General features: G+C 71.2%; 16 protein-coding genes. 11 read left to right on the top strand and 5 right to left on the bottom strand.

Features of this window, described 5'->3' with window-relative positions; all coding sequences use genetic code 11:
- Nucleotides 1–50 precede the first annotated feature (50 nt).
- A complete protein-coding gene (locus AB0E85_RS37985; RefSeq protein WP_361937235.1) occupies nt 51–395 on the bottom strand; it encodes a helix-turn-helix domain-containing protein in 345 nt (114 codons plus the stop codon).
- A gap of 227 nt (nt 396–622) precedes the next feature.
- Here AB0E85_RS37985 and AB0E85_RS37980 point away from each other — a divergent pair, with 227 nt between their 5' ends.
- The 9 genes from AB0E85_RS37980 (at nt 623) to AB0E85_RS37940 (ending at nt 11,742) form a co-directional block, all read left to right on the top strand.
- A complete protein-coding gene (locus tag AB0E85_RS37980) occupies nt 623–1,297 on the top strand; it encodes an ANTAR domain-containing protein (protein ID WP_361937233.1) in 675 nt (224 codons plus the stop codon).
- 201 nt (nt 1,298–1,498) lie between these two features.
- Nucleotides 1,499–2,746, top strand: a complete 1,248-nt coding sequence (locus tag AB0E85_RS37975) for an ROK family transcriptional regulator (RefSeq protein WP_361937231.1) — start codon at nt 1,499–1,501, stop codon at nt 2,744–2,746.
- A 231-nt stretch (nt 2,747–2,977) separates the two neighbouring features.
- The gene (locus AB0E85_RS37970; protein WP_361937229.1) at nt 2,978–4,243 is read left to right on the top strand and encodes a sugar ABC transporter substrate-binding protein; all 1,266 of its coding nucleotides are present in this window, start codon (nt 2,978–2,980) and stop codon (nt 4,241–4,243) included.
- A 20-nt stretch (nt 4,244–4,263) separates the two neighbouring features.
- Nucleotides 4,264–5,229, top strand: coding sequence for a sugar ABC transporter permease (locus tag AB0E85_RS37965; RefSeq protein WP_361937227.1), 966 nt, complete (start codon nt 4,264–4,266; stop codon nt 5,227–5,229).
- An 8-nt stretch (nt 5,230–5,237) separates the two neighbouring features.
- Entirely contained in the window at nt 5,238–6,122 is an 885-nt protein-coding gene (locus AB0E85_RS37960) for a carbohydrate ABC transporter permease (protein ID WP_361937239.1), read from the top strand.
- Nucleotides 6,123–6,134: 12 nt separating this feature from the next.
- On the top strand, nt 6,135–9,008 hold the full coding sequence (locus AB0E85_RS37955) for a glycoside hydrolase family 2 TIM barrel-domain containing protein (RefSeq protein ID WP_361937225.1): 2,874 nt from the start codon (nt 6,135–6,137) through the stop codon (nt 9,006–9,008).
- 125 nt (nt 9,009–9,133) lie between these two features.
- A complete protein-coding gene (locus tag AB0E85_RS37950; RefSeq protein WP_361937237.1) occupies nt 9,134–10,129 on the top strand; it encodes an ATP-binding cassette domain-containing protein in 996 nt (331 codons plus the stop codon).
- 1 nt (nt 10,130) lies between these two features.
- The gene (locus AB0E85_RS37945; protein ID WP_361937223.1) at nt 10,131–10,934 is read left to right on the top strand and encodes an ABC-2 family transporter protein; all 804 of its coding nucleotides are present in this window, start codon (nt 10,131–10,133) and stop codon (nt 10,932–10,934) included.
- A 1-nt stretch (nt 10,935) separates the two neighbouring features.
- On the top strand, nt 10,936–11,742 hold the full coding sequence (locus tag AB0E85_RS37940) for an ABC-2 family transporter protein (RefSeq protein WP_361937221.1): 807 nt from the start codon (nt 10,936–10,938) through the stop codon (nt 11,740–11,742).
- Here the strand turns inward: AB0E85_RS37940 and AB0E85_RS37935 are convergent.
- Nucleotides 11,732–13,024, bottom strand: a complete 1,293-nt coding sequence (locus tag AB0E85_RS37935; protein WP_361937219.1) for an MFS transporter — start codon at nt 13,022–13,024, stop codon at nt 11,732–11,734. The two genes, AB0E85_RS37940 and AB0E85_RS37935, sit on opposite strands and share 11 nt — an antisense overlap.
- A gap of 251 nt (nt 13,025–13,275) precedes the next feature.
- Between AB0E85_RS37935 and AB0E85_RS37930 the strand changes: the two genes are divergently transcribed.
- The gene (locus AB0E85_RS37930; RefSeq protein WP_361937217.1) at nt 13,276–14,058 is read left to right on the top strand and encodes a hypothetical protein; all 783 of its coding nucleotides are present in this window, start codon (nt 13,276–13,278) and stop codon (nt 14,056–14,058) included.
- 89 nt (nt 14,059–14,147) lie between these two features.
- Nucleotides 14,148–14,756 carry a TetR-like C-terminal domain-containing protein gene (locus AB0E85_RS37925; protein WP_361937215.1) on the top strand — a complete coding sequence of 203 codons (609 nt, stop codon included), beginning with the start codon at nt 14,148–14,150 and terminating at the stop codon, nt 14,754–14,756.
- Nucleotides 14,757–14,823: 67 nt separating this feature from the next.
- On the opposite strand, the gene AB0E85_RS37920 is transcribed toward AB0E85_RS37925, so the two are convergent.
- The 3 genes from AB0E85_RS37920 to AB0E85_RS37910 form a co-directional block, all read right to left on the bottom strand.
- Nucleotides 14,824–15,645: an isocitrate lyase/phosphoenolpyruvate mutase family protein gene (locus tag AB0E85_RS37920; RefSeq protein WP_361937213.1), complete on the bottom strand. Its 822-nt coding sequence runs from the start codon at nt 15,643–15,645 to the stop codon at nt 14,824–14,826.
- A 77-nt stretch (nt 15,646–15,722) separates the two neighbouring features.
- The gene (locus AB0E85_RS37915; protein ID WP_361937211.1) at nt 15,723–17,405 is read right to left on the bottom strand and encodes a DUF2264 domain-containing protein; all 1,683 of its coding nucleotides are present in this window, start codon (nt 17,403–17,405) and stop codon (nt 15,723–15,725) included.
- Between the two features lie 79 nt (nt 17,406–17,484).
- The gene (locus AB0E85_RS37910; protein WP_361937209.1) at nt 17,485–18,528 is read right to left on the bottom strand and encodes a rhamnogalacturonan acetylesterase; all 1,044 of its coding nucleotides are present in this window, start codon (nt 18,526–18,528) and stop codon (nt 17,485–17,487) included.
- Nucleotides 18,529–18,806: the final 278 nt, after the last annotated feature.

Raw genomic sequence — 18,806 nt, 5'->3', positions numbered from 1 at the left:
CGCCGGTCAAGTCGGGGCGGGCCGCCGGTCAGGCCGAGGCGGGCCGCCGGTCAGGTCGGGGCGGGCGACTGGCCGCCCGGGACCGTGGCGCGGTCGGCCTCGGCCTGGACGAGCAGGGAGAGCAGTGACGCCACGGTCAGACCCGCCTCGGCCGGGTGGCGCAGCACCTTGCCGGGGTCGATCCGGTACGTGTTGCTGCGCCCTTCCCTGGTGTGGGAGAGGTATCCGTCCTGCTCCAGGTCGGCGATGATCTTCTGCACGGCTCGCTCGGTGAGCCGGCAGTGGGCCGCGATGTCCCGGATACGGACACTGCGATCGTCGGCAATGGCGGCCAGCACGCGGGCATGGTTGGTGAGGAACGTCCATCCGCTGTGTGGCTCGGGCACTCCATCCATGCCTCAACTCTAGCGACCGAACATTCATGCACCCAAAAACACGTACTTCGTTTCATGTATCGGTTGACGTGTGTGGGGTAGAGAGGCAACGCTGGAAGCGGAGGCAAGGCGGAAGAGCGAGGGAGAACAGTGCCATGCCGGAGCCTGCGTACTCTGCGCGGTCTCACACGCAGGAGGGGGCCGTACCCACCGAGGGCGACGGTGCACCGGCGGCGATCCCGCCCTGCATGGCGACCATGGACGTCGTCCCGGACGGCGACCGCATGACCGTCTCGATGTGGGGCGAACTGGACCTGGGCAGCAGGCGCTTGCTGCCCGAGCTGTACGACATGCTCACCCTGTCGGGCGGCGGCGTCGACCTGTACCTGGACGCCGTCGGGTTCTGCGACTGCTCCGGCCTGAACGCACTGCTCGATCTGCGCACCCGCGCGGTCGACGAGGGCAAGACGGTCACCATCCGCTCCTGCGGCGTCGCGGTCGAGCGCCTTCTCGACCTGACCGGTACGCGGGAGCTGTTCACCGATGCCGCCCGGCCGGAGCGCCCCGCACCCACCGTCCGGCCCGACACCGGCCCCCCGGAGGAGAGCAGCCGCGAACTCCGCGCCGAAGTCGCCCAGCTGCGCCGCGCCATGCAGACCCGGCCCACCATCGACCTGGCCCGCGGCATCCTGATGGCCTCCTTCAACCTGACCCCGGAGGCGGCCTGGAGCGTGCTGGTCAGGACCTCCCAGAACACCAACACCAAGCTGCACCACCTGGCCCAGGACCTGGTGGGCACCGTACGCGGCAGCACCCTGCCGGAGCAGGTGCAGCGACAGCTGTCCGCCGCGGTCGCCGGCGCGAGCCACCCGGACGAGGTGGCCACCTGCCCGACGGGCGGCCCCGTCGGGGACCCGGACTGACACACCGGTGGGGTCGGCGCACCCGGCCTGAGGCATCATGAGCGGGCCACGCCCGGCCACCCGCGCCGCTCCCCCGGCGAGCACTTTATAAAGCCCCTTTCCAAACCCCTTGTCGAAAGTCCCGGCAGCCCATAGCCTTGCGCCGCGCCGGTGCCGACGTCGACCCGGCCCGGCCGGTCTGGGAAGGAATGGGGCACCCCGGTGAAGCGCACATCACGTGACATCCGCACCGCGAACCGCTACGAGGTGCTGCGCCAGATCATCGCGGAGTCACCCACCTCCCGGCAGGAACTGGCGGCGGCCACGGGCCTCAGCCTCGCGACGGTCGCCACCCTCGTCGGCGAGCTGCTCGACCTCCGCATGATCACCGAGGTCGGCTTCGAGGACTCGGCGGGCGGGCGCCCCCGGGGCCTGGTCGCGGTCAACTCCTCGGGCGGCGCCCTGATCGGCGTCGACATCGCCGAGACGTACGTCCATGTCGAGTTGTTCGACCTCGGGCTGAACGTGCTGGCCCGGGCCGAGGAGGACGTCCGGCCCGGCGAGAGCCTGCCCGAGCAGGTGGTGGGCCATGTGGCCACCGCTGTCGGCTCGGTGGTCATGCAGGCCGGCATCGAGGGCGCCCGGGTGCTCGGGGTCGGCGTGAGCGTGCCCGGGCAGGTGGACCGCGCGACCGGCATCTCGGAGTACGCGCCCAACTGGGACTGGCACGACGTACCGCTCCTCGACCTGCTCACCGAGCACATCGCCTACCCGCTGTACCTGGACAACCCGCTGCGCGCCAGCGCGGTCGCCGAGCTGTGGTTCGGGGCGGCGCGCGGACGCGGGAACGCCGTGGTGGTCAACCTCGGGACCGGCGTGGGTGCCGGACTCGTCCTGGGCGGCGGGCTGCACCGGGGCGTCAGCAACAGCGCCGGCGAGTGGGGCCACACCACGATGGTGCTGGACGGGCGGCTGTGCCGTTGCGGCAACCACGGCTGCGTGGAGACGTACGTGGGCGCGCGCGGCATCATGCTGAACCTGCGCGAGATCGGCCCCGACAGCGCGCTGCTGCACGGGGACGACCAGACGGCGACCATCGACGCCCTGGCCCGCGGGGTCGCGGCGGACGACCCGGTGGCACGCAGGGTCGTCCACGAGACCGCCCGCTACCTGGGCGCCGGTGTCGCGGACCTGGTGAACCTGTTCAACCCCGAGATCGTCGTGCTGAGCAGCTGGGTCGCCCGCACCCTGGGCGAACCGCTGCTGCACGACGTGCGCGAGGCCGTGACCCGGCACGCGCTGCCGCGGCCGCTGGCCGCCACCGAGATCGTCCTCTCCCCGATCCCCACCGACCCGGTGTGCCTGGGTGCGGCCACGTTCGCACTGGAGGGCGCGCTCCAGGTCGTCGGGCAGAAGAACGGCAAACGCACCGCACCCGTGAGGAGCCGCACCACCACTCCGCCGTCGTAGCGATCTCGCGGCGGCGGAACCAACTCCTCCACACCCTCCGCGTGTTCGAAATCGCGAACCGGACACAACGCTTCGTACAGACTTCGTCCAACCCCTTGCCGAAGCCTTAGCCGAAGCTCTAGCGTCCCGCACCGCACCTCTCTTTGAGCCATCTGGCGCGAGCCCCCGGGCCGTGAGCCATCAGGCAGTGAGCCGCAGAGCCGCAGCCGCACTCGAGACAAGGACGTCAGCATGTCGGCATCGAGCAACATGAACTGGGACCGCCGGAATGTACTGCGGGCCGCGATGGGCCTGGCCGCCGCGGGCGGACTCGCCGCGTGCGGCAGCAACACCGGGCGTGGCGGCGGGTCCGGTTCGGGCACCAACCTGACGCAGATGTTCCACGCGTACGGTGAGGCTGGCACCGAGCAGGCCATCAAGAAGTACGCGAAGGCGTACAAGGACGCCAATGTGACCACGCAGTGGATCACCAGTTCCGACTTCGAGAGCAAGCTGTTCTCGGCCCTGCTCACCAAGAACGCGCCGGATCTCTTCGAGTTCCACCCGCAGATCCAGCTCATCAAGAGCGGCCAGGTGGCGGACCTGAGCGACATAGTCAACCCGGTCAAGGACGACTTCAACCCGGCCGACATCAAGTCGCACACGGTCGACGGGAAGATCTACGGCGTCCGCATGATCGACGACCCGCAGTTCTTCTTCTACCGCAAGTCGATGCTGGAGAAGGCCAAGGTCGAGGTGCCGACCACGCTCGACGAGCTGATGGAGGCCGCCGCCAAGCTCACCACCGGCAAGGTCAAGGGCCTGTACATGGGCAACGACCTGCACAGCGTCAACGACACCCTGATCTGGTCGGCGGGTGCCCAGCACCTCGACGACAAGAACCAGATCGCCTACCACACGGACGGCGTCGTCGAGGGTCTGAAGAAGATGCGCAAGCTGTTCACCAGCGGCGACCTTCTCCTCGGCGCCCCGACCGAGTCCTGGGACCCCTCCTCGTTCAACCAGGGCCTGTGTGCCATCCAGTTCTGCGGCATGTGGGCCATGCCGGCGATCCAGGACGCGCTCGGCGACGACTGGGGCGTCTTCCCCTTCCCGAAGGTCACGGACTCCGGCAAGCCGTCCGTCTACAACGGCGGCTGGTCGATGTTCGTCAACGCCAAGGGCAAGGACGTCGACGCGGCCAAGGAGTACGTGAAGTGGCTGTGGATCGACCAGACGGAGTACCAGGAGGACTGGGCCACCTCCTACGGCTTCCACATCCCGCCGCGCACCTCGATCGCCGCGAAGGCCGACAAGCTCAAGTCGGGCAACGCCGCTGAGGGCGTCAAGCTCTTCAACGAGTTCGGCCACTTCGACAACATCGGCTGGACCCAGGCCATGCGCACCGCCTTCGAGGACGTCTTCGCCAACTGCGTCCGCAAGAACATGGACCCGGAGAAGGCCCTCGACCGGTGCGACACGGCCGTCAACCGCGAGCTCAAGAAGCTGTTCGGATAGGTCGCGGGACGGAACAGGACATGTCGACGACCACCAAGCTCGACCTCGCGGGCTCCGCCCCGGCCAAGGCCTCCCCGGCCAAGCCGCGGCGGAGCCTGCGGGGCAGCCCCACCTTCACCTTCTGGCTGTTCACCGGCCCGTTCCTGATCGGCCTGGCGATCTTCGTCTACGCGCCGATCCTCTGGAGCCTGTGGCTCAGCTTCTTCGAGGCACGCTTCACCGTCACGCCGGACAAGTTCGTCGGGTTCGACAACTACACGTACATGCTGACGAACGACGACTTCGTCGGCTCGCTCGTCACCTTCACCGTCTTCGCCGCGTTCATCGTGCCCACCACCTGGGCGCTGTCGCTGGGGCTCGCCCTGCTGGTGAACCGGCTGCGGTTCATGCGGGCGTTCTTCCGCTCGGTCTTCTTCCTGCCGACCGCGGTCAGCTACGTCGCCGCGGCGCTCATCTGGAAGATGTCCATCTTCAGCGGGGTCCGCTTCGGTCTGATGAACACGGTTCTCGGCTGGTTCGGGGTCGAGAACATCGCCTGGCTGATCGACCCCAACCCGCCCTGGTACTGGCTGGTCATCGTGACCGCCCGGCTGTGGCTGCAGTCCGGCTTCTACATGATCCTGTTCATCGCGGCTCTGCAGAACATCCCGGACGAGCTCTACGAGGCCGCCGCCATCGACGGCGCCAAGTCGGGCTGGCAGACGTTCCGGTACATCACCCTGCCGCAGTTGCGGGCCACGTCGACGGCGGTGATCCTGCTGCTGCTCGTCGCCGCGTACCAGGCCTTCGACGAATTCTTCAACCTGCTGTCGAAGACCACCTGGGGCCGCCCGCCCCTGGTCGAGCTCTACTACAAGGCCCTGGGCGAGAGCCAGGACTATGGCGCCGGCAGCGCGGGCGCACTCATTCTGACCGTGCTGATCTGTGCCGTGACCCTGCTCCAGGGCAAGCTCATGGGCTTCGGAAGGGGGGACGAGTCCAAGTGACCACGACCATGCCCAAGACGCGGAAGTCCGCGCTGACGTCGAGCACCACCAGCCGGGTCAGGCGCGGCGGCGGCGTGATGAACTCCACCGGCCTCTACATCGCCACCGGCGTCGCCGCCTTCCTCTTCCTGGTCCCGTTCTACATCCTCGTCCGCAACGCCCTCTCCACCGACGCCGAGATCACCGGAGAGAACTGGAAGCTCTTCCCCACCGACATCCAGTGGGGCAACATCAGCGAGCTCTTCAACGACGAGACGGTCCCCTTCGCCCAGTCTCTGTGGAACTCGGCGGTCGTGGCCACCGCGCACACCATCGGCGTCCTGCTGGTGTGCTCCCTCGCCGGCTACGGCCTGGCCCGCATCCCGTACAAGCACGCCAACAAGGTCTTCTACGCCGTCCTCGGAACTTTGATGGTCCCGACGGCGGTCACCTTCGTCCCCAGCTTCGTGCTGGTCTCCTCGCTGGGCTGGGTGGACACTTACCGGGGTCTCATCATCCCGGGGCTGTTCAGCGGTTTCACCTGCTTCTTGTTCCGGCAGTACTTCCTGGGGTTCCCCAAGGAGCTGGAGGAGGCCGCGCGCATGGACGGGCTGGGTTACTGGGGCGCGTACTGGCGCGTCGTGGTGCCGAACTCGCTGAACTTCTTCGCGGCGATGGCGACCATCACCTTCATCGCGGGCTGGAACGCCTTCCTGTGGCCGCTGGTCATCGGGCAGGATCCGAGTTCGTGGACCGTCCAGGTCGCACTTTCCAGCTACATGACCAACCAGACCGTCGTCTTCCACATGATCTTCATGGCCACGGCCGTATCCATCCTGCCCCTGATCTTCGTCTTCCTCTTCCTCCAGCGCTGGCTGGTGCAGGGGATCGCACAGACCGGCATCAAGGGCTGAGCTAGGAGACCGATGTCTTTCCGCACGACCCCATCCGTCGACTACGTCGAGGACGTCTCCCCGGGCAGCGGTGCCCTGCCGCCCCGTGCCTGGTACGCGTCCTCGGACGCGCGGTCCCTGTCGCTGAACGGCAGCTGGCGCTTCCGGCTGTCCGCGACGGCCGGCGCCGAGGACGACTCGTTCGCCGAGGAGGGCTACGACGCCGGGAACTGGGCCGAGGTCACGGTCCCCGGGCACTGGGTCCTCCAGGGCGACGGGGCGTTCGGCTCCCCGATCTACACCAACCACCTCTACCCCTTCCCGGTGGACCCGCCGTACGTCCCGACGGAGAACCCCACCGGTGACCACCTGCGCGTCTTCGACCTGCCGTCCGACTGGCCGTCGGACGGCGGGGCGGTGCTGCGCTTCGACGGGGTCGAGTCCTGCGCCCGCGTCTGGCTGAACGGCACCGAGCTCGGCGAGTTCAAGGGCTCCCGCCTCGCGCACGAGTTCGCGGTCGGTGAGCTGCTGAAGCCGGGGAGCAACGTGCTCGCGGTGCGCGTGCACCAGTGGTCGGCGGGGTCGTACCTGGAGGACCAGGACCAGTGGTGGCTGCCGGGCATCTTCCGTGACGTCACGCTGCTGCACCGGCCGGCCGGCAGCGTCGCCGACTTCTTCGTGCACGCCTCCTACGACCACACCACCGGCGAGGGCACCCTGCGCGTCGACTCCGACACCGAGGGGCGGGTACTGGTCCCGGCCCTGGACATCGATGTCGCGACCGGCGAGCCGGTGACGGTGGCGGTGCAGCCGTGGACCGCCGAGACGCCGAAGCTCTACGACGGTGTGCTGGCCACGGACGGGGAGCGGGTGCCGCTGCGGATCGGTTTCCGTACGGTCGTCCTGGAGGACGGGCTCGTCAAGGTCAACGGCACGGCCGTGCTCTTCAAGGGCGTCAACCGGCACGAGTGGCACCCCGAGCGGGGCCGCGCGCTGGACCTGGAGACCATGCGCGAGGACGTGCTGCTGATGAAGCGGCACAACCTCAACGCCGTGCGCACCTCGCACTACCCGCCGCACCCGGCGTTCCTGGACCTGTGCGACGAGTACGGCCTGTGGGTCATCGACGAGTGCGACCTGGAGACCCACGGCTTCACCGAGCAGGACTGGCGGGACAACCCGGTCGACGACGACCGCTGGACGCCGGCCCTGCTGGACCGCGCGGCCCGCATGGTCGAGCGGGACAAGAACCACCCGTCGATCGTGTTCTGGTCGCTGGGCAACGAGGCCGGCACCGGCCGCGGCCTGACCGCGATGGCCGAGTGGATCCACGGCCGCGACCCCGAGCGGCTGGTGCACTACGAGGGCGACTGGAACTGCCGCGACACGGACGTGTACTCGCGGATGTACGCCTTCCACGACGAGGTCGAGAAGATCGGGCAGCAGCTCGACGGCGGCACCCACAGGCGCCGTGAGCTGCCGTTCATCCAGTGCGAGTACGCGCACGCCATGGGCAACGGCCCCGGCGGGCTCGCCGACTACCAGGAGCTGTTCGAGAAGTACGACCGGCTTCAGGGCGGGTTCGTCTGGGAGTGGATCGACCACGGCGTCAAGCACGCCGAGCTGGGCTACGCCTACGGCGGTGACTTCGGCGAGGAGCTGCACGACGGCAACTTCGTGTGCGACGGGCTGGTCTTCCCGGACCGGACGCCGTCGCCCGGCCTGATCGAGTACAAGAAGGTCATCGAGCCCGTCCGGATCGAGGGCGACGGGGCCAACGGCATCGTGCACGTCACCAACAAGCAGGACTTCGCCGACCTGTCGGCGCTGGCCTTCGAGTGGTCGTGCCAGGTGGACGGCGAGACCGTCGAGTCGGGTTCGCTCGCGGTGCCGGCGCTCGCGCCGGGCGAGAGCGCCGAGGTCAAGCTGCCCGAGCCGCCCGCGGACGGCCGGGGCGGCGAGCGGCAGTGGACGGTGCGGGCGCTGCTCGCGGACGACACGTCCTGGGCCGCGAAGGGCCACGTCGTGGCCTGGGGCCAGTTCGCGGTGGGGGCACGGCCGCTGCCGTCCTTCCCGGCGACCGACCGGCCCGTGGTCGAGGAGGGCCGGATCACGCTGGGCCCGGCCGGGTTCGACGCCCGCACCGGTGCGCTGCTGTCGATCGGCGGGGTGGCGGTCGGCGCGACGCCGCGGCTGGACGTGTGGCGGGCGCCGACCGACAACGACGACGGTGCCGAGTGGCAGACGGACACCCGCTACGGGGTGCTGTGGCGCACGCTCGGCCTGCACCGGATGCGGCACCGCCTGGTCTCGGTCGAGGCGGGCGACGACGCGCTGACGGTGCGGACCCGGGTGGCACCCGCCGCCCGCGAGGTGGGCCTGGACACGGTGTACCGCTGGACGTCCGACGGCGAGCGGCTGCGGCTGTCCGTGTCCGTGACGCCTCAGGGCGACTGGACGGTGCCGCTGCCCCGGCTCGGCGTCCGCTTCGGGCTGCCGGAGGCGGACCGCGTGGAGTGGTTCGGCGGCGGTCCCGGCGAGGCGTACCCGGACACCGGGACGGCGTCCATGGTCGGCCGCTGGCAGTCCACGGTGGACCGGCTCCAGACGCCGTACGTCCGCCCGCAGGAGAACGGCGCCCGCGCCGATGTCCGATGGGTGGAGCTCGGCGGTCTCAGGATCGAGGGCGACCCGGAGTTCTGGTTCACGGCGCGGCGCTGGACGACCGAGCAGCTGGACGCCGCGCAGCACCGGACCGACCTCGCGGCCGGCGACACGGTGTGGGTCAACCTCGACCACGGGCTGCACGGCATCGGCTCGCAGTCCTGCGGCCCGGGCCCGCTGCCGCAGTACTTCCTGAAGGCGGAGCCGGCGGAGTTCTCGTTCGTGTTCTCGACCACCAGGTAAGAAACTGATTAATCGATTGACCGATTGATCGACATTCCGAGAGTGTCGGAGTGTCATCCGCGGCCGGTCGGCCCTCGTGCCGACCGGCCGTTGCTGTGTTCGCCGCAAGGGAGTTGGTGGGTCAGTTGAGTGTCGCCATCGAGGTCCGAGGACTGTCCCGAACCTTCCACACCACCGTCCGCCGCCCCGGCTTCGCGGGCGCAGTCCGGTCCCTGGTCAACCCCGAGCGGGTGGCCAAGCACGCCGTCGCCGACATCACCTTCGACGTGGCCGCGGGCGAACTCCTCGCCCTGCTCGGCCCGAACGGCGCCGGCAAGTCCACCACCATCAAGATCCTCACCGGCATCCTCACGCCCACGTCCGGCGAGGCCCGGGTCGCGGGCGTGGTTCCGTACCGGGAGCGGGAGCGCAACGCCCGCAACGTCGGCGCGGTGTTCGGGCAGCGCACCCAGTTGTGGTGGGACCTGCCGGTGCGCGAGTCGTTCGCGATCCTGCGGGACATCTACGAGGTGCCGAGAGCCGAACACGCGGCGCGGCTCGCGGAGTTCGACGACATTCTGGAGCTGTCGTCGTTCTGGGACACCCGGGTCCGCCATCTCTCCCTCGGCCAGCGGGTGCGCAGTGATCTGGCCGCCGCCCTGCTGCACGACCCGCCGGTGGTGTTCCTCGACGAGCCGACCATCGGCATGGACGTGGTGGTGAAGGAGCAGGTGCGGGAGTTCCTGCGGCACCAGGTGGAGCAGCGCGGCCGTACGGTGCTGCTGACCACGCACGACATGACGGAGGTCGAGCGGCTCGCCGAGCGGGTCGTGCTGGTCAACCACGGCCGGCTGATGCTGGACGGCTCCCTCGACGAGATCCGCCGGAAGTTCGGCTCCACATGGCAGGTGCGGGCCACGCTGGCCGATCCGCACACCGAGGTCGTACCGCCGCCGGGCACCACACTGCTGCGGCACGCGGGCGCGCAGGTCGTGTTCGGTCCCGACGGGCCTGCCGCACTCACCGTCCAGCAAGCGCTGAAAGCGGTGATCGAGCGGTTCGAGGTGACCGACATCGCCTTGGACGAGGCGGACCTGGAGGACGTGATGCGGGCCGCGTACGCGCACGCCGGGGAGGTCTGACGTGGCCGTGCTCCATGCCTGGCGCGCCGCCCGGGTCACCCCGCTCGGCGAGCTGAACGCACCGCCCCGGATGACCGCCGTCGCCCTCCGGCTGGCCGTGCAGGTGGTGCTGGTCTGGTCGTTGTGGCGGGGCCTGTACGCGCAGACCGGAACGACCGCGGGGCTGAGCCGCGACCAGGCGGTCACCTACGCCGTGCTGGCCGTACTGGCGTCCCGGCTGCGGGAGCTGGACCAGTACGCGGGCCGCGACTCGGTCCTTCAGCACATGCACTTCGGCACCATCGTCTACTGGTACCTGCGACCGCTGCCGCCGCAGCGCTACTACGCCCTGCGGGCCGCCGGCGAGCAGCTGTACGGGCTGGCGTGGGCTCTGACCGGGTACGTGATCTGCGTGGCCTCGGGCGTCGTCGAACCGCCCGCGTCGGCCGCGGCGGCCGGGGTGTTCTTGCTCAGCATGCTGCTGGGCCAGTGGGTCCTGTACTACGTCATGCTGGTGCTGGACCAGTTGTGCTTCTGGACGGTCCGCAACACCGCCGCGATGCTCATCCTGATGTTCGCCCAGAACCTGCTGTCCGGGGTGTACGCGCCGCTGTGGTTCTTCCCCGACTGGTTCGTGACGATGAGCGCGTTCCTCCCCTTCCAGGCCACGCTGAGCGTGCCGCTGTCGCTGTACGTGGGGCGCATTCCGCTGTCCGACGCGGGGTTCCAGCTGTCCGTGCAGGCCGCCTGGGTCGTGGTGCTGGCGTTGTTCACCCGGTTGCTGTGGCGGCGGGCCGCCCGGCGCGTGATCTCGCAGGGAGGCTGAGATGTCGCTGAAGGCTCTGCGGATCGTGTGGCGCGTGACGGCCCTCAACTTCCGGGCGCAGATGGAGTACCGCACCGAGTTCCTGCTGATGATCGCGATCGGGGCGATCTGGCAGGTGTCGGTGATCGTGTTCGCGACGGTCCTGCTGTCGCGGTTCGCCGGCATGGGCGGCTGGGACAGCTCCGACGTGCTGCTGATCCCGGCGACGCGGATGCTGGCGCACGGGCTGTTCGTGCTGTTCCTGGGGCGCATGCACTGGGCCGGCCGGCAGATCCAGGAAGGCCGCATCGACATCTACCTGATGCGTCCGATGCCGGTCCACCGCCAGGTGCAGCTGGCGTTCTTCCCGACCAACGCCATCGGTGACCTGACGGTCGCGGCGGGCCTGATGGTGGGCGCGCTCTCCCGCAGCGACCTGGACTGGACGGCGGGCCGCATCGGCTACCTCGTCGCGGCCGTGCTCGGCGGGATGCTGCTGGAGGCCGCCCTGTTCACGGTCGTGGCCGGCGCGGCGCTGCGCTTCCCGGCCGCCGACATGTGGGGCCGCTGGCTGGAGGAACTCCTCGGCACGTTCGGCAGCTACCCGCTGAACGTCCTGCCCAGGGCGGTGGGCGGTTTCCTTACCTACGGCCTGCCGCTCGCGTTCGTCGCCTACTTCCCGGCGGCGGTCCTCACGGGCCACGGCCACTCGACCGGCGTCCCGTACTGGGTGGCGGCGGCCTCACCCCTGCTGGGGCTGCTGGCGTATCTGGCGGCGCGGATGCTGTGGAGGTGGAGCCTGAAGCACTACAGCGGGATCAACGGCTGACGGTCCGGCCCGAGCCGCGGATCGGGGTGAGCAGGCCCGTGGCGGCCAGGGCGACGCAGGCCGCCCCGGCCACCAGGGCGACCGGGGTCGTGCCCTGCTCCTCCGCGGCCCAGGTGAGGACGGCCGCGCCGATGGGTGCCGCCGCGTACTGGAGGGTCCAGAAGGCGGAGGTGACGCGGCCCAGGAGGTGTTCGGGGGTCACCTCCTGGCGCAGCGACATCGAGCAGGTGCCCGCCATGCCGGCGCAGGCGAGGAAGGCGGCGCTCAGGGCCGCGACGACGGGGACGTCGCGCGCCCAGCCGAGACCGGCGAAGGCCAGGCCGCACACGGCGACCGAGCCGGTCCACGTCGGGCCGAAGCCGAGACGGCGGCGGACCCGGGCCACCAGCAGGGCGCCGGTGATGGCGCCGAGCGCGCCGACCGCCATGACCGTGCCGACCGTGCGGTCGTCATGGCCTAGGTCGTGCTTGAGGTGGTAGATGACCAGGTCGTTCAGACCGAGGGTGAGGAAGCTGAAGCCGAACAGGAGGGCGGTGAGGGAGCGCAGCACGGGATGGCCGCGGAGGAAGGCGATGCCGGTGCGCAGGTCCTGCCAGAGGCCGGTGCGGCTGTCCCGCCGGTCGTCGGGGGCGCGCTTGCGGAAGCGGACGAAGAGCAGGCAGGTGGCGGAGAGCCCGAAGCTGGCCGCGTCCACGCCCACGGCCGCCGCCGGGCCGGACCAGGCGGCGACCAGGCCGGCACACAGCGGGCCGAGGACGCCCGCGGCGGCGGCCGTGGCGTTCAACCGCCCGTTGGCTTCCGTGAGTTGCCCGGTGCCGACCAGGGCGCGCACGACCGTGACGTAGCCGACCGCGAACAGCATGCCGACGGCTTCGCACAGCGGCAGCACCACGTACAGCAGCCAGAGCTGCGGGCCGAACAGCCACACCAGCGGGATCAGCCCGTAGAGCCCCATGCGCACCAGGTCGCAGGCGATGAGCAGGCGGCGCCGGTCCACCCGGTCCACGACCGCCCCGGCGAACACCGCCGCCACGACCGCCGCCGCCCCTCCGACGGCCGTCAGCAGGCCCATGCGCGCGACCGATCCGGTGGCCTCCAGCACCAGCAGGGGCAGGGCGATCAGGGCGAAGGAGTCGCCGAGCACGGAGAGGGTCTGGGCGGCCCAGAAGATCCCGAAGTCGCGCTGCCGCCACAGCGGGCGCGCATCGCGCGGGCCGTCGCCGGAGGGGGCGCCGGCGGAGCCGCCGGGTTCGTCCTCGCGCCGCGCCGCCCCGTGCGTCATGTGCCGCCTCCCCCGAGCCCCGTCTTCCCCGTAACCCTACGGCTGTCGGGCGACCGGGGGGGGCGCCAACCTCCGTCTGTCCGCGGCGGGTTGTCCAACGGGCTGAATCCGCAAGCCCGGACAGGTAGCCTCGGCACCGTGAAGTGAATCTCTCCGGTGGCGCTCCCCGGGCGCCGCAGAAGCGAAGCGATCCGTCTCCGCGGCCGCCGCCTGCGCGTGAGCCGCGGACGTATCCGCATGGAGAGATCATCATGGTGCGCGACAGCTACGCCCCCGTCCCCGGCCGGACCCCCGAGGAGACGCTGCACGCCTTCACCTCCCGGGCGACCGCCGATCCCGGCGTCGTCGGGCTCGTCCTCAGCGGCTCCCGGGTGCACGCCGGCATGCCGACGGTCCACTCCGACTACGACCTGCACGTCGTCGTGCGCGACGAGAGCGTGCCGGTCCTCGCCGCACTGGACCGCTTCCGCTCGGCCCACCTCGACCTCGTCGTCCTCACCCTCGCTCAGTTCCGCACCCGCGGCATGCCCGGCCGCCCGGACAGCTTCGCGCGGTACTCCTACGTCCACGCCGAGGTGCTGTTCGACCGGCTCGACGGGACCGTCGCCGGGATCCTCGACGAGAAGCGGACCCTCGGCGCCGACGAGGCCCGGGAGGCCTCCGCCGGCTGGCTCGACGCCTATGTCAACCAGACGTACCGCTCCCTGAAGAGCTACCGCGACGACCGCCCCGACCTGGGCCATCTGGACGCCGCCGAGTCCGTCCCGTACGCCCTGGAGGTGCTCTTCGCCCTGCACCGCCGGGTCCGGCCCTACAACAAGTACCTGCGGTGGGAGCTGGCGCGGCAGCCGCTGGGCGACCCCCGGTGGGACGCGGACCGGCTCCTGCCCGCCCTGCGGCGCATCCTGGCCGACGGGGACCCGCCCACCCAGCGGGCCCTGTTCGCCGGCGTCGAGGAAGCGGCGTGCCGGGCCGGTCACGACGAGGTCCTGGACGCATGGGGCACGGACCTGGGTCTCCTGCGCCCCCGGTGACAGCAACCGGCCCCGCCGGTCCGTGCCCCGTACTACGCTCGATCCCTCGAACTGCGCTGATGGACACCGAGAGGTAACCCCGAACTCCCATGCCCAGAGCCGGTCTCACCCCCGAGCGTCTCGTCGCGGCCGCAGCCGATCTCGCCGACGAGACCGGTTTCGAGCACGTCACCCTCTCCGCGCTGGCCCGTCGTTTCGGGGTGAAGGACGCGAGTCTGTACACCCACGTCCGGGGTCTGAAGGACCTGCGGACGCGTATGGCCCTGCTGGCCGGTGGCGAGATGATCGACCGGATCGCGGAGGCGGTCGAGGGGCGCGAGGCCGGCAGGGACGCCCTGGGCGCCTTCGCCGCCGCCTACCGGGCCTACGCCCTGGAGCACCCCGGCCGGTACGCCGCCACACAGATCCGCATCGACCGGGAACTCGTCACCGGCTCCCCCGCGCTGCGCCGCACGGCCGACGTCACCTACGGCATGCTCCGCGCCTACGGCCTGGAGGAACCCGACCTCACCGATGCCGTGCGCCTGCTGCGCAGCACCTTCCACGGCTACTGCGCCCTGGAGTCCACCGGAGCCTTCGGGGCGGCCCGTGACGTGCAGGCCTCCTGGGACAGGGCCATCGACGCCCTGCACGTACTGCTCCTGAACTGGCCGGGCGAGGAGGGGAAAGACATTGGCCGACCGCACCCGATCCGATGACAGGGCCGGTGTCATAGCCGGGCTCTACGCGCCCGACACGTAGGACCGGGCGTCTCCGTAGTACGCCTCAGTGGTGCGCCACGAGGTCGAACCCGGCGGGTGCCGGCGCGGCGAACCCCGCCACGTCGTCGTACGACGGTGTCGCACCCGTCGGCGTCCGGCCGGCCCGAACGTCCGCCACCGCCTCGATGGCCGCACCCAGCGCCCGCCGGTACAGCAGCGAGCCGAGACTCACGCGGCGGACGCCGAGGCCGGCGAGGCGGGCGACGGGCGGGCCGCCGGGCGAGTAGAGGACGTTGAGGGGCACCTCCAGCCGGCGCACCAGGGCCTCGATGTCGCGCGGGTCCGTGAGACCGGGCACGAACACCCCGTCCGCGCCCGCCTGCTGGTAGGCGTCGAGGCGCGCGAGGGTGCCGTCGCCGTCGCCCAGCCAGTGGGTGTCCGTGCGGGCGTTGACGAACAGGCCGGGCGCGGCCCGCTTGACCGCCGTGATCTTCGCCGCGTGCCGGGCGGCCGGTCCGAGGCCGTCCTCCAGGTTGATGCCGACCGCTCCGACCGCGTGCAGCTCCCGCGCGAACTCCGCCACCTCGTCCGGGTCGTCGCTGAAGCCGCCCTCGGCGTCGACGGACAGCAGGAAGGGCCCGGACCCGAGGGCGGCGGCCAGCCGCAGCGTCTCCCGCCGGGTGGCCGCGGCCCCGTCGGGCAGCCCGGCGGCCGCCGCGACACCCAGGCTCGTCGTCCCGACCGCCCGGAACCCGTGCCCGGCGAGGGCCAGGGCGGACGCGTGGTCCCAGGCGTTGGGCAGGAGCAGGGGCTCCCCGGAGCGGTGGAGGCCGGCGAAGGCGGTGACGGGCCGGCCGGCCGGCGTCTGCTGCGGATCTGCGGTCATACCGCCATGCTGGACCCGGCTCGCTTCGGCGCCGGCCGAACCGTGGCGGCCGCGAGGCCAATCCGGCCGCGAGGGCCTCAGCCGACGTGCACGCCGTCCCCGTCCAGCCGGACCCGCACCTCGCGCCCGGTATTCCACCGGACCGTCAGCTCCCCGCCCCCGGAAGCGGTGACGGCGACGGTTTCCCGCAACGGGAGGGGGTCCGTCTCGGCGGTGAGCCGGGCCAGGACGACGAACAGGGTGGAGTCCCCGGCGGTGACGCCGGTGAGGTCGTCGTCGAGGCCAAAGGCGGGGAGCAGGTCCGCCCGGAGGCCGTCCGGCGCGCTCCAGCCGGTCACGCGGACCGCCGTCCCCGGCTCCGCCCCGGCGACCAGATGCGCACGCACCTCCACCGCCCCGTGTGCCAGCACCACGCTCGTCACCCGGGCTCCCCCACCCGCCGTGTGCCGGGACGCCGCCCAGTCCTCGCCCGTACCGAGCGGTTCGATGCCGGTGCGGCTCGGGTCACCGGCGACGAGGACGCTGTTGTCGTACGAGTCCGCAGGTGTCGTCACGGTGGAGTACGCGAGCCGCGTGTAGTACGGGTCGTAGCGGACGTCCTCGCTGCCGTGGTTGTGGAGGCGCACCACGCCGTCGGAACGGGTGGACTGCAAGAGCCAGTTGGGCGGGCCGACGGGGGTGACGAAGTCGGCCCGTTCGGCGGGGGCGGGCCGCTCCGGCGCCGTCCAGACCTCGTGGTCGGGGGGCAGGAGCAGGCCGAGGAAGCCCTTGCTCGCCCAGTACGGGGAGGCCGGGCCCGAGTAGCCCTGAAGGACGGACGCGTCGGGGCCGTGCCAGCCGAGGGTGAGCAGGCCCCGGTCGTCCACCGCGCCCCGGTCCAGGAAGTACTTCAGCGCGCCGGAGGCCAGCCGCCGGGTCTCGCCGGGCGGCAGGGGCGTACGGCCGGTCAGCGCGCCCAGCCACAGCGGGGCGGTGGTGGCGAAGCGGTACGTCAGGGAGCGGCCCTGGTGCATGGGCGCGCCGTCGCCGCCGAACAGCCGGGCGTAGTCGCCCAGGTGCCGGGAGAGGCGGTCGCCGTACAGCGCCAGCAGTCGGTCGTCCTGCTCCAGCCAGGCGTGCAGCACCGGGTAGAGGTGCATCGCCCAGCCGTTGTAGTAGTCGAACTTGCGGCCGTCGCCGTCGGTGTACCAGCCGTCGCCGACGTACCACTGCTCGATGCGTTCCAGGCCGCGGTCGATCGCCGCGCGGGAGGCGTCCGGCTCGTGGCCGATCTCGGCGAGGAAGCCGCCCACGGTGACCGGGAACAGCTCCCAGTTGCAGGGCCAGGGCTCCGCCGTGAGGGCGTCGCCCAGCCAGGCGGCCGTCCGCTGACGTACGCCCTCGTCCAGGCGGTCCCAGAGCAGGTCCCGGGTCAGGCGGAGGGCCAGGGCGATGGAGGCCGCCTCCACCAGGGACTGATGGCGGTCCTCGATGCGGGGCCAGACGCCAAAGACGCCGGCGGCGAGGCCGGTCGCGTAGCGCTCCAATGCCTTCTCGTCGCGGCGGAAGGCGGCGAGCAGCAGGGTGCGGGCGAAGCCCTCCAGGCCGTCGGAGAGGCGGCCCGTCCAGCTGGTCCGGTCACCGGGCAGGTGGTAGAGGGCCCGGTCCTCGCTCGCGTACGGCTCCACGGCGGTGAGCAGGGAGTCGGCCGCCGCCTCCCAGTGGGCGCGGGTGTAGCCGGTGAACGGGGACGTCGTGCGGTCGGCGGGAGGCAGCTGCATCGGATGTCTTTCGTGCTCGGGCCGGTGGATACGGATCGGACCTGGAGCGCCCCGGTTCCGGTCGGGGCGCCCCAGGGGTTCATCCCACCCGCACCTTGCCCTTGGGCACCAGATGCCGGGTGACGAGTTCGTCGCGGACCAGGGCCGCGTAGGCCGTCGCACCGCGCACGGAGGTGTGCGTGTTGTCCCGCGCCTCGTTGGTGAGGTACAGCGCCTTGGAGGCTTCCACGCCGAGGGACTCCACCAGCGCCTTGGTCTTCGCCGTGAGGTCGATCAGCGGAACGCCGTGCGCCGCGGCGACCGAGCGGATGACGGCCGGGTGGTCGACACCGAGGCCGTTGACCAGGAGCGCGGTTCCGTTGTTCAGCGTGCCGTCGGCGTTGAACCAGCGCCGCACGATGGGGGTGACAAGGACCGGCTGTCCGCCCCGCTCCCGGATGCCCGCGACCAGGGTCTCCAGGTTGGCCCGGTAGGTCGCCTCGTCCGTGGTCTTGTCGTTGTGCGCGAGCTGGACGAGGACCGGATCGCCGGGGCGGATCAGGGGCCGTACGGTGGCCCACAGCTGCGGGTTCCCCAGATACGAGACCGTACTCTCCCCGGAATCGGCGTAGTTGGCGACGGACACCCCCTCGCGGAGGTACTGGGGCAGTTGCTGGCCCCAGCCGGAGTAGGGGTCGCCGGGCTGGTCGCAGACGGTGGAGTCGCCGACCAGGAAGATCTGGCGGGCCTGCCGGGCCCGGGTGACCCTGATGTCGGCGAGGGCCGGGGCGGAGCCGCCGATCCGCAGGTCGAGGCCGGGGGTCCCCGCGGGGCCGGTGGGCTCGCCCTCGGGGGTGCGGACGTTCACCGTGAAGCTGCGGGTGACGTGCTCGCCGGCCGGGACGGCCGTCTCCGGCAGCAGGGAGCGGCGGGTCTCGCCGCTGACGCTGGTGCCGGACGCGGCCTTCCCGCCGAGGGTGACCCGTACGTCGTAGGTGCCCGGCGGGACGTCGAAGTGGCAGGTGCCGGCCGTGCAGTGGGCCGGGCCGCGGGCGCCGTTCCCCCCTCCGGCGTGGGCGGGTACGGACGACAACGCTGTCCCCAGGGTCACCGCTGCCACGACGGCGATGCTGAAACGTCTCACTCCGGGCTCCTCCCAGCGCACGACAAGACCTGGAGGGGGACCGTATCGCTCCGAGCAAGCGCTTTCTAGACCCGGAGCAGCATTCACCAGATCTCCGTCCGCGCATGAGTGAAAGCCCTTTCGCGCGAAGTGGCAAGACGGCGGCCTTCCCCTGCTGCCTCCGGAGGGGCCACACGTTCAGCGTCCCGGCGTCCGCCGCGGGGGCGGAAGCCGGCCAGGGTCATGTCCCGCGCGTCCCCTGGGGGTTGGTGCCGCCGGTGCACGTGTACGTGATGAGC

The organism is Streptomyces sp. NPDC029044, assembly GCF_040637495.1.
In the GTDB taxonomy this organism is placed as follows: Bacteria; Actinomycetota; Actinomycetes; order Streptomycetales; family Streptomycetaceae; genus Streptomyces.
This window is presented reverse-complemented; position numbering and strand designations above follow the sequence as displayed.

Bases quoted from the DNA above. Each gene is read 5' to 3' on its own strand.
- AB0E85_RS37985 (WP_361937235.1), bottom strand. From the start codon at position 395: ATGGATGGAGTGCCCGAGCCACACAGCGGATGGACGTTCCTCACCAAC.
- AB0E85_RS37980 (WP_361937233.1), top strand. From the start codon at position 623: ATGGCGACCATGGACGTCGTCCCGGACGGCGACCGCATGACCGTCTCG.
- AB0E85_RS37970 (WP_361937229.1), top strand. From the start codon at position 2,978: ATGTCGGCATCGAGCAACATGAACTGGGACCGCCGGAATGTACTGCGG.
- AB0E85_RS37965 (WP_361937227.1), top strand. From the start codon at position 4,264: ATGTCGACGACCACCAAGCTCGACCTCGCGGGCTCCGCCCCGGCCAAG.
- AB0E85_RS37960 (WP_361937239.1), top strand. From the start codon at position 5,238: ATGCCCAAGACGCGGAAGTCCGCGCTGACGTCGAGCACCACCAGCCGG.
- AB0E85_RS37955 (WP_361937225.1), top strand. From the start codon at position 6,135: ATGTCTTTCCGCACGACCCCATCCGTCGACTACGTCGAGGACGTCTCC.
- AB0E85_RS37940 (WP_361937221.1), top strand. From the start codon at position 10,936: ATGTCGCTGAAGGCTCTGCGGATCGTGTGGCGCGTGACGGCCCTCAAC.
- AB0E85_RS37935 (WP_361937219.1), bottom strand. From the start codon at position 13,024: ATGACGCACGGGGCGGCGCGGCGCGAGGACGAACCCGGCGGCTCCGCC.
- AB0E85_RS37930 (WP_361937217.1), top strand. From the start codon at position 13,276: ATGGTGCGCGACAGCTACGCCCCCGTCCCCGGCCGGACCCCCGAGGAG.
- AB0E85_RS37925 (WP_361937215.1), top strand. From the start codon at position 14,148: ATGCCCAGAGCCGGTCTCACCCCCGAGCGTCTCGTCGCGGCCGCAGCC.
- AB0E85_RS37920 (WP_361937213.1), bottom strand. From the start codon at position 15,645: ATGACCGCAGATCCGCAGCAGACGCCGGCCGGCCGGCCCGTCACCGCC.
- AB0E85_RS37915 (WP_361937211.1), bottom strand. From the start codon at position 17,405: ATGCAGCTGCCTCCCGCCGACCGCACGACGTCCCCGTTCACCGGCTAC.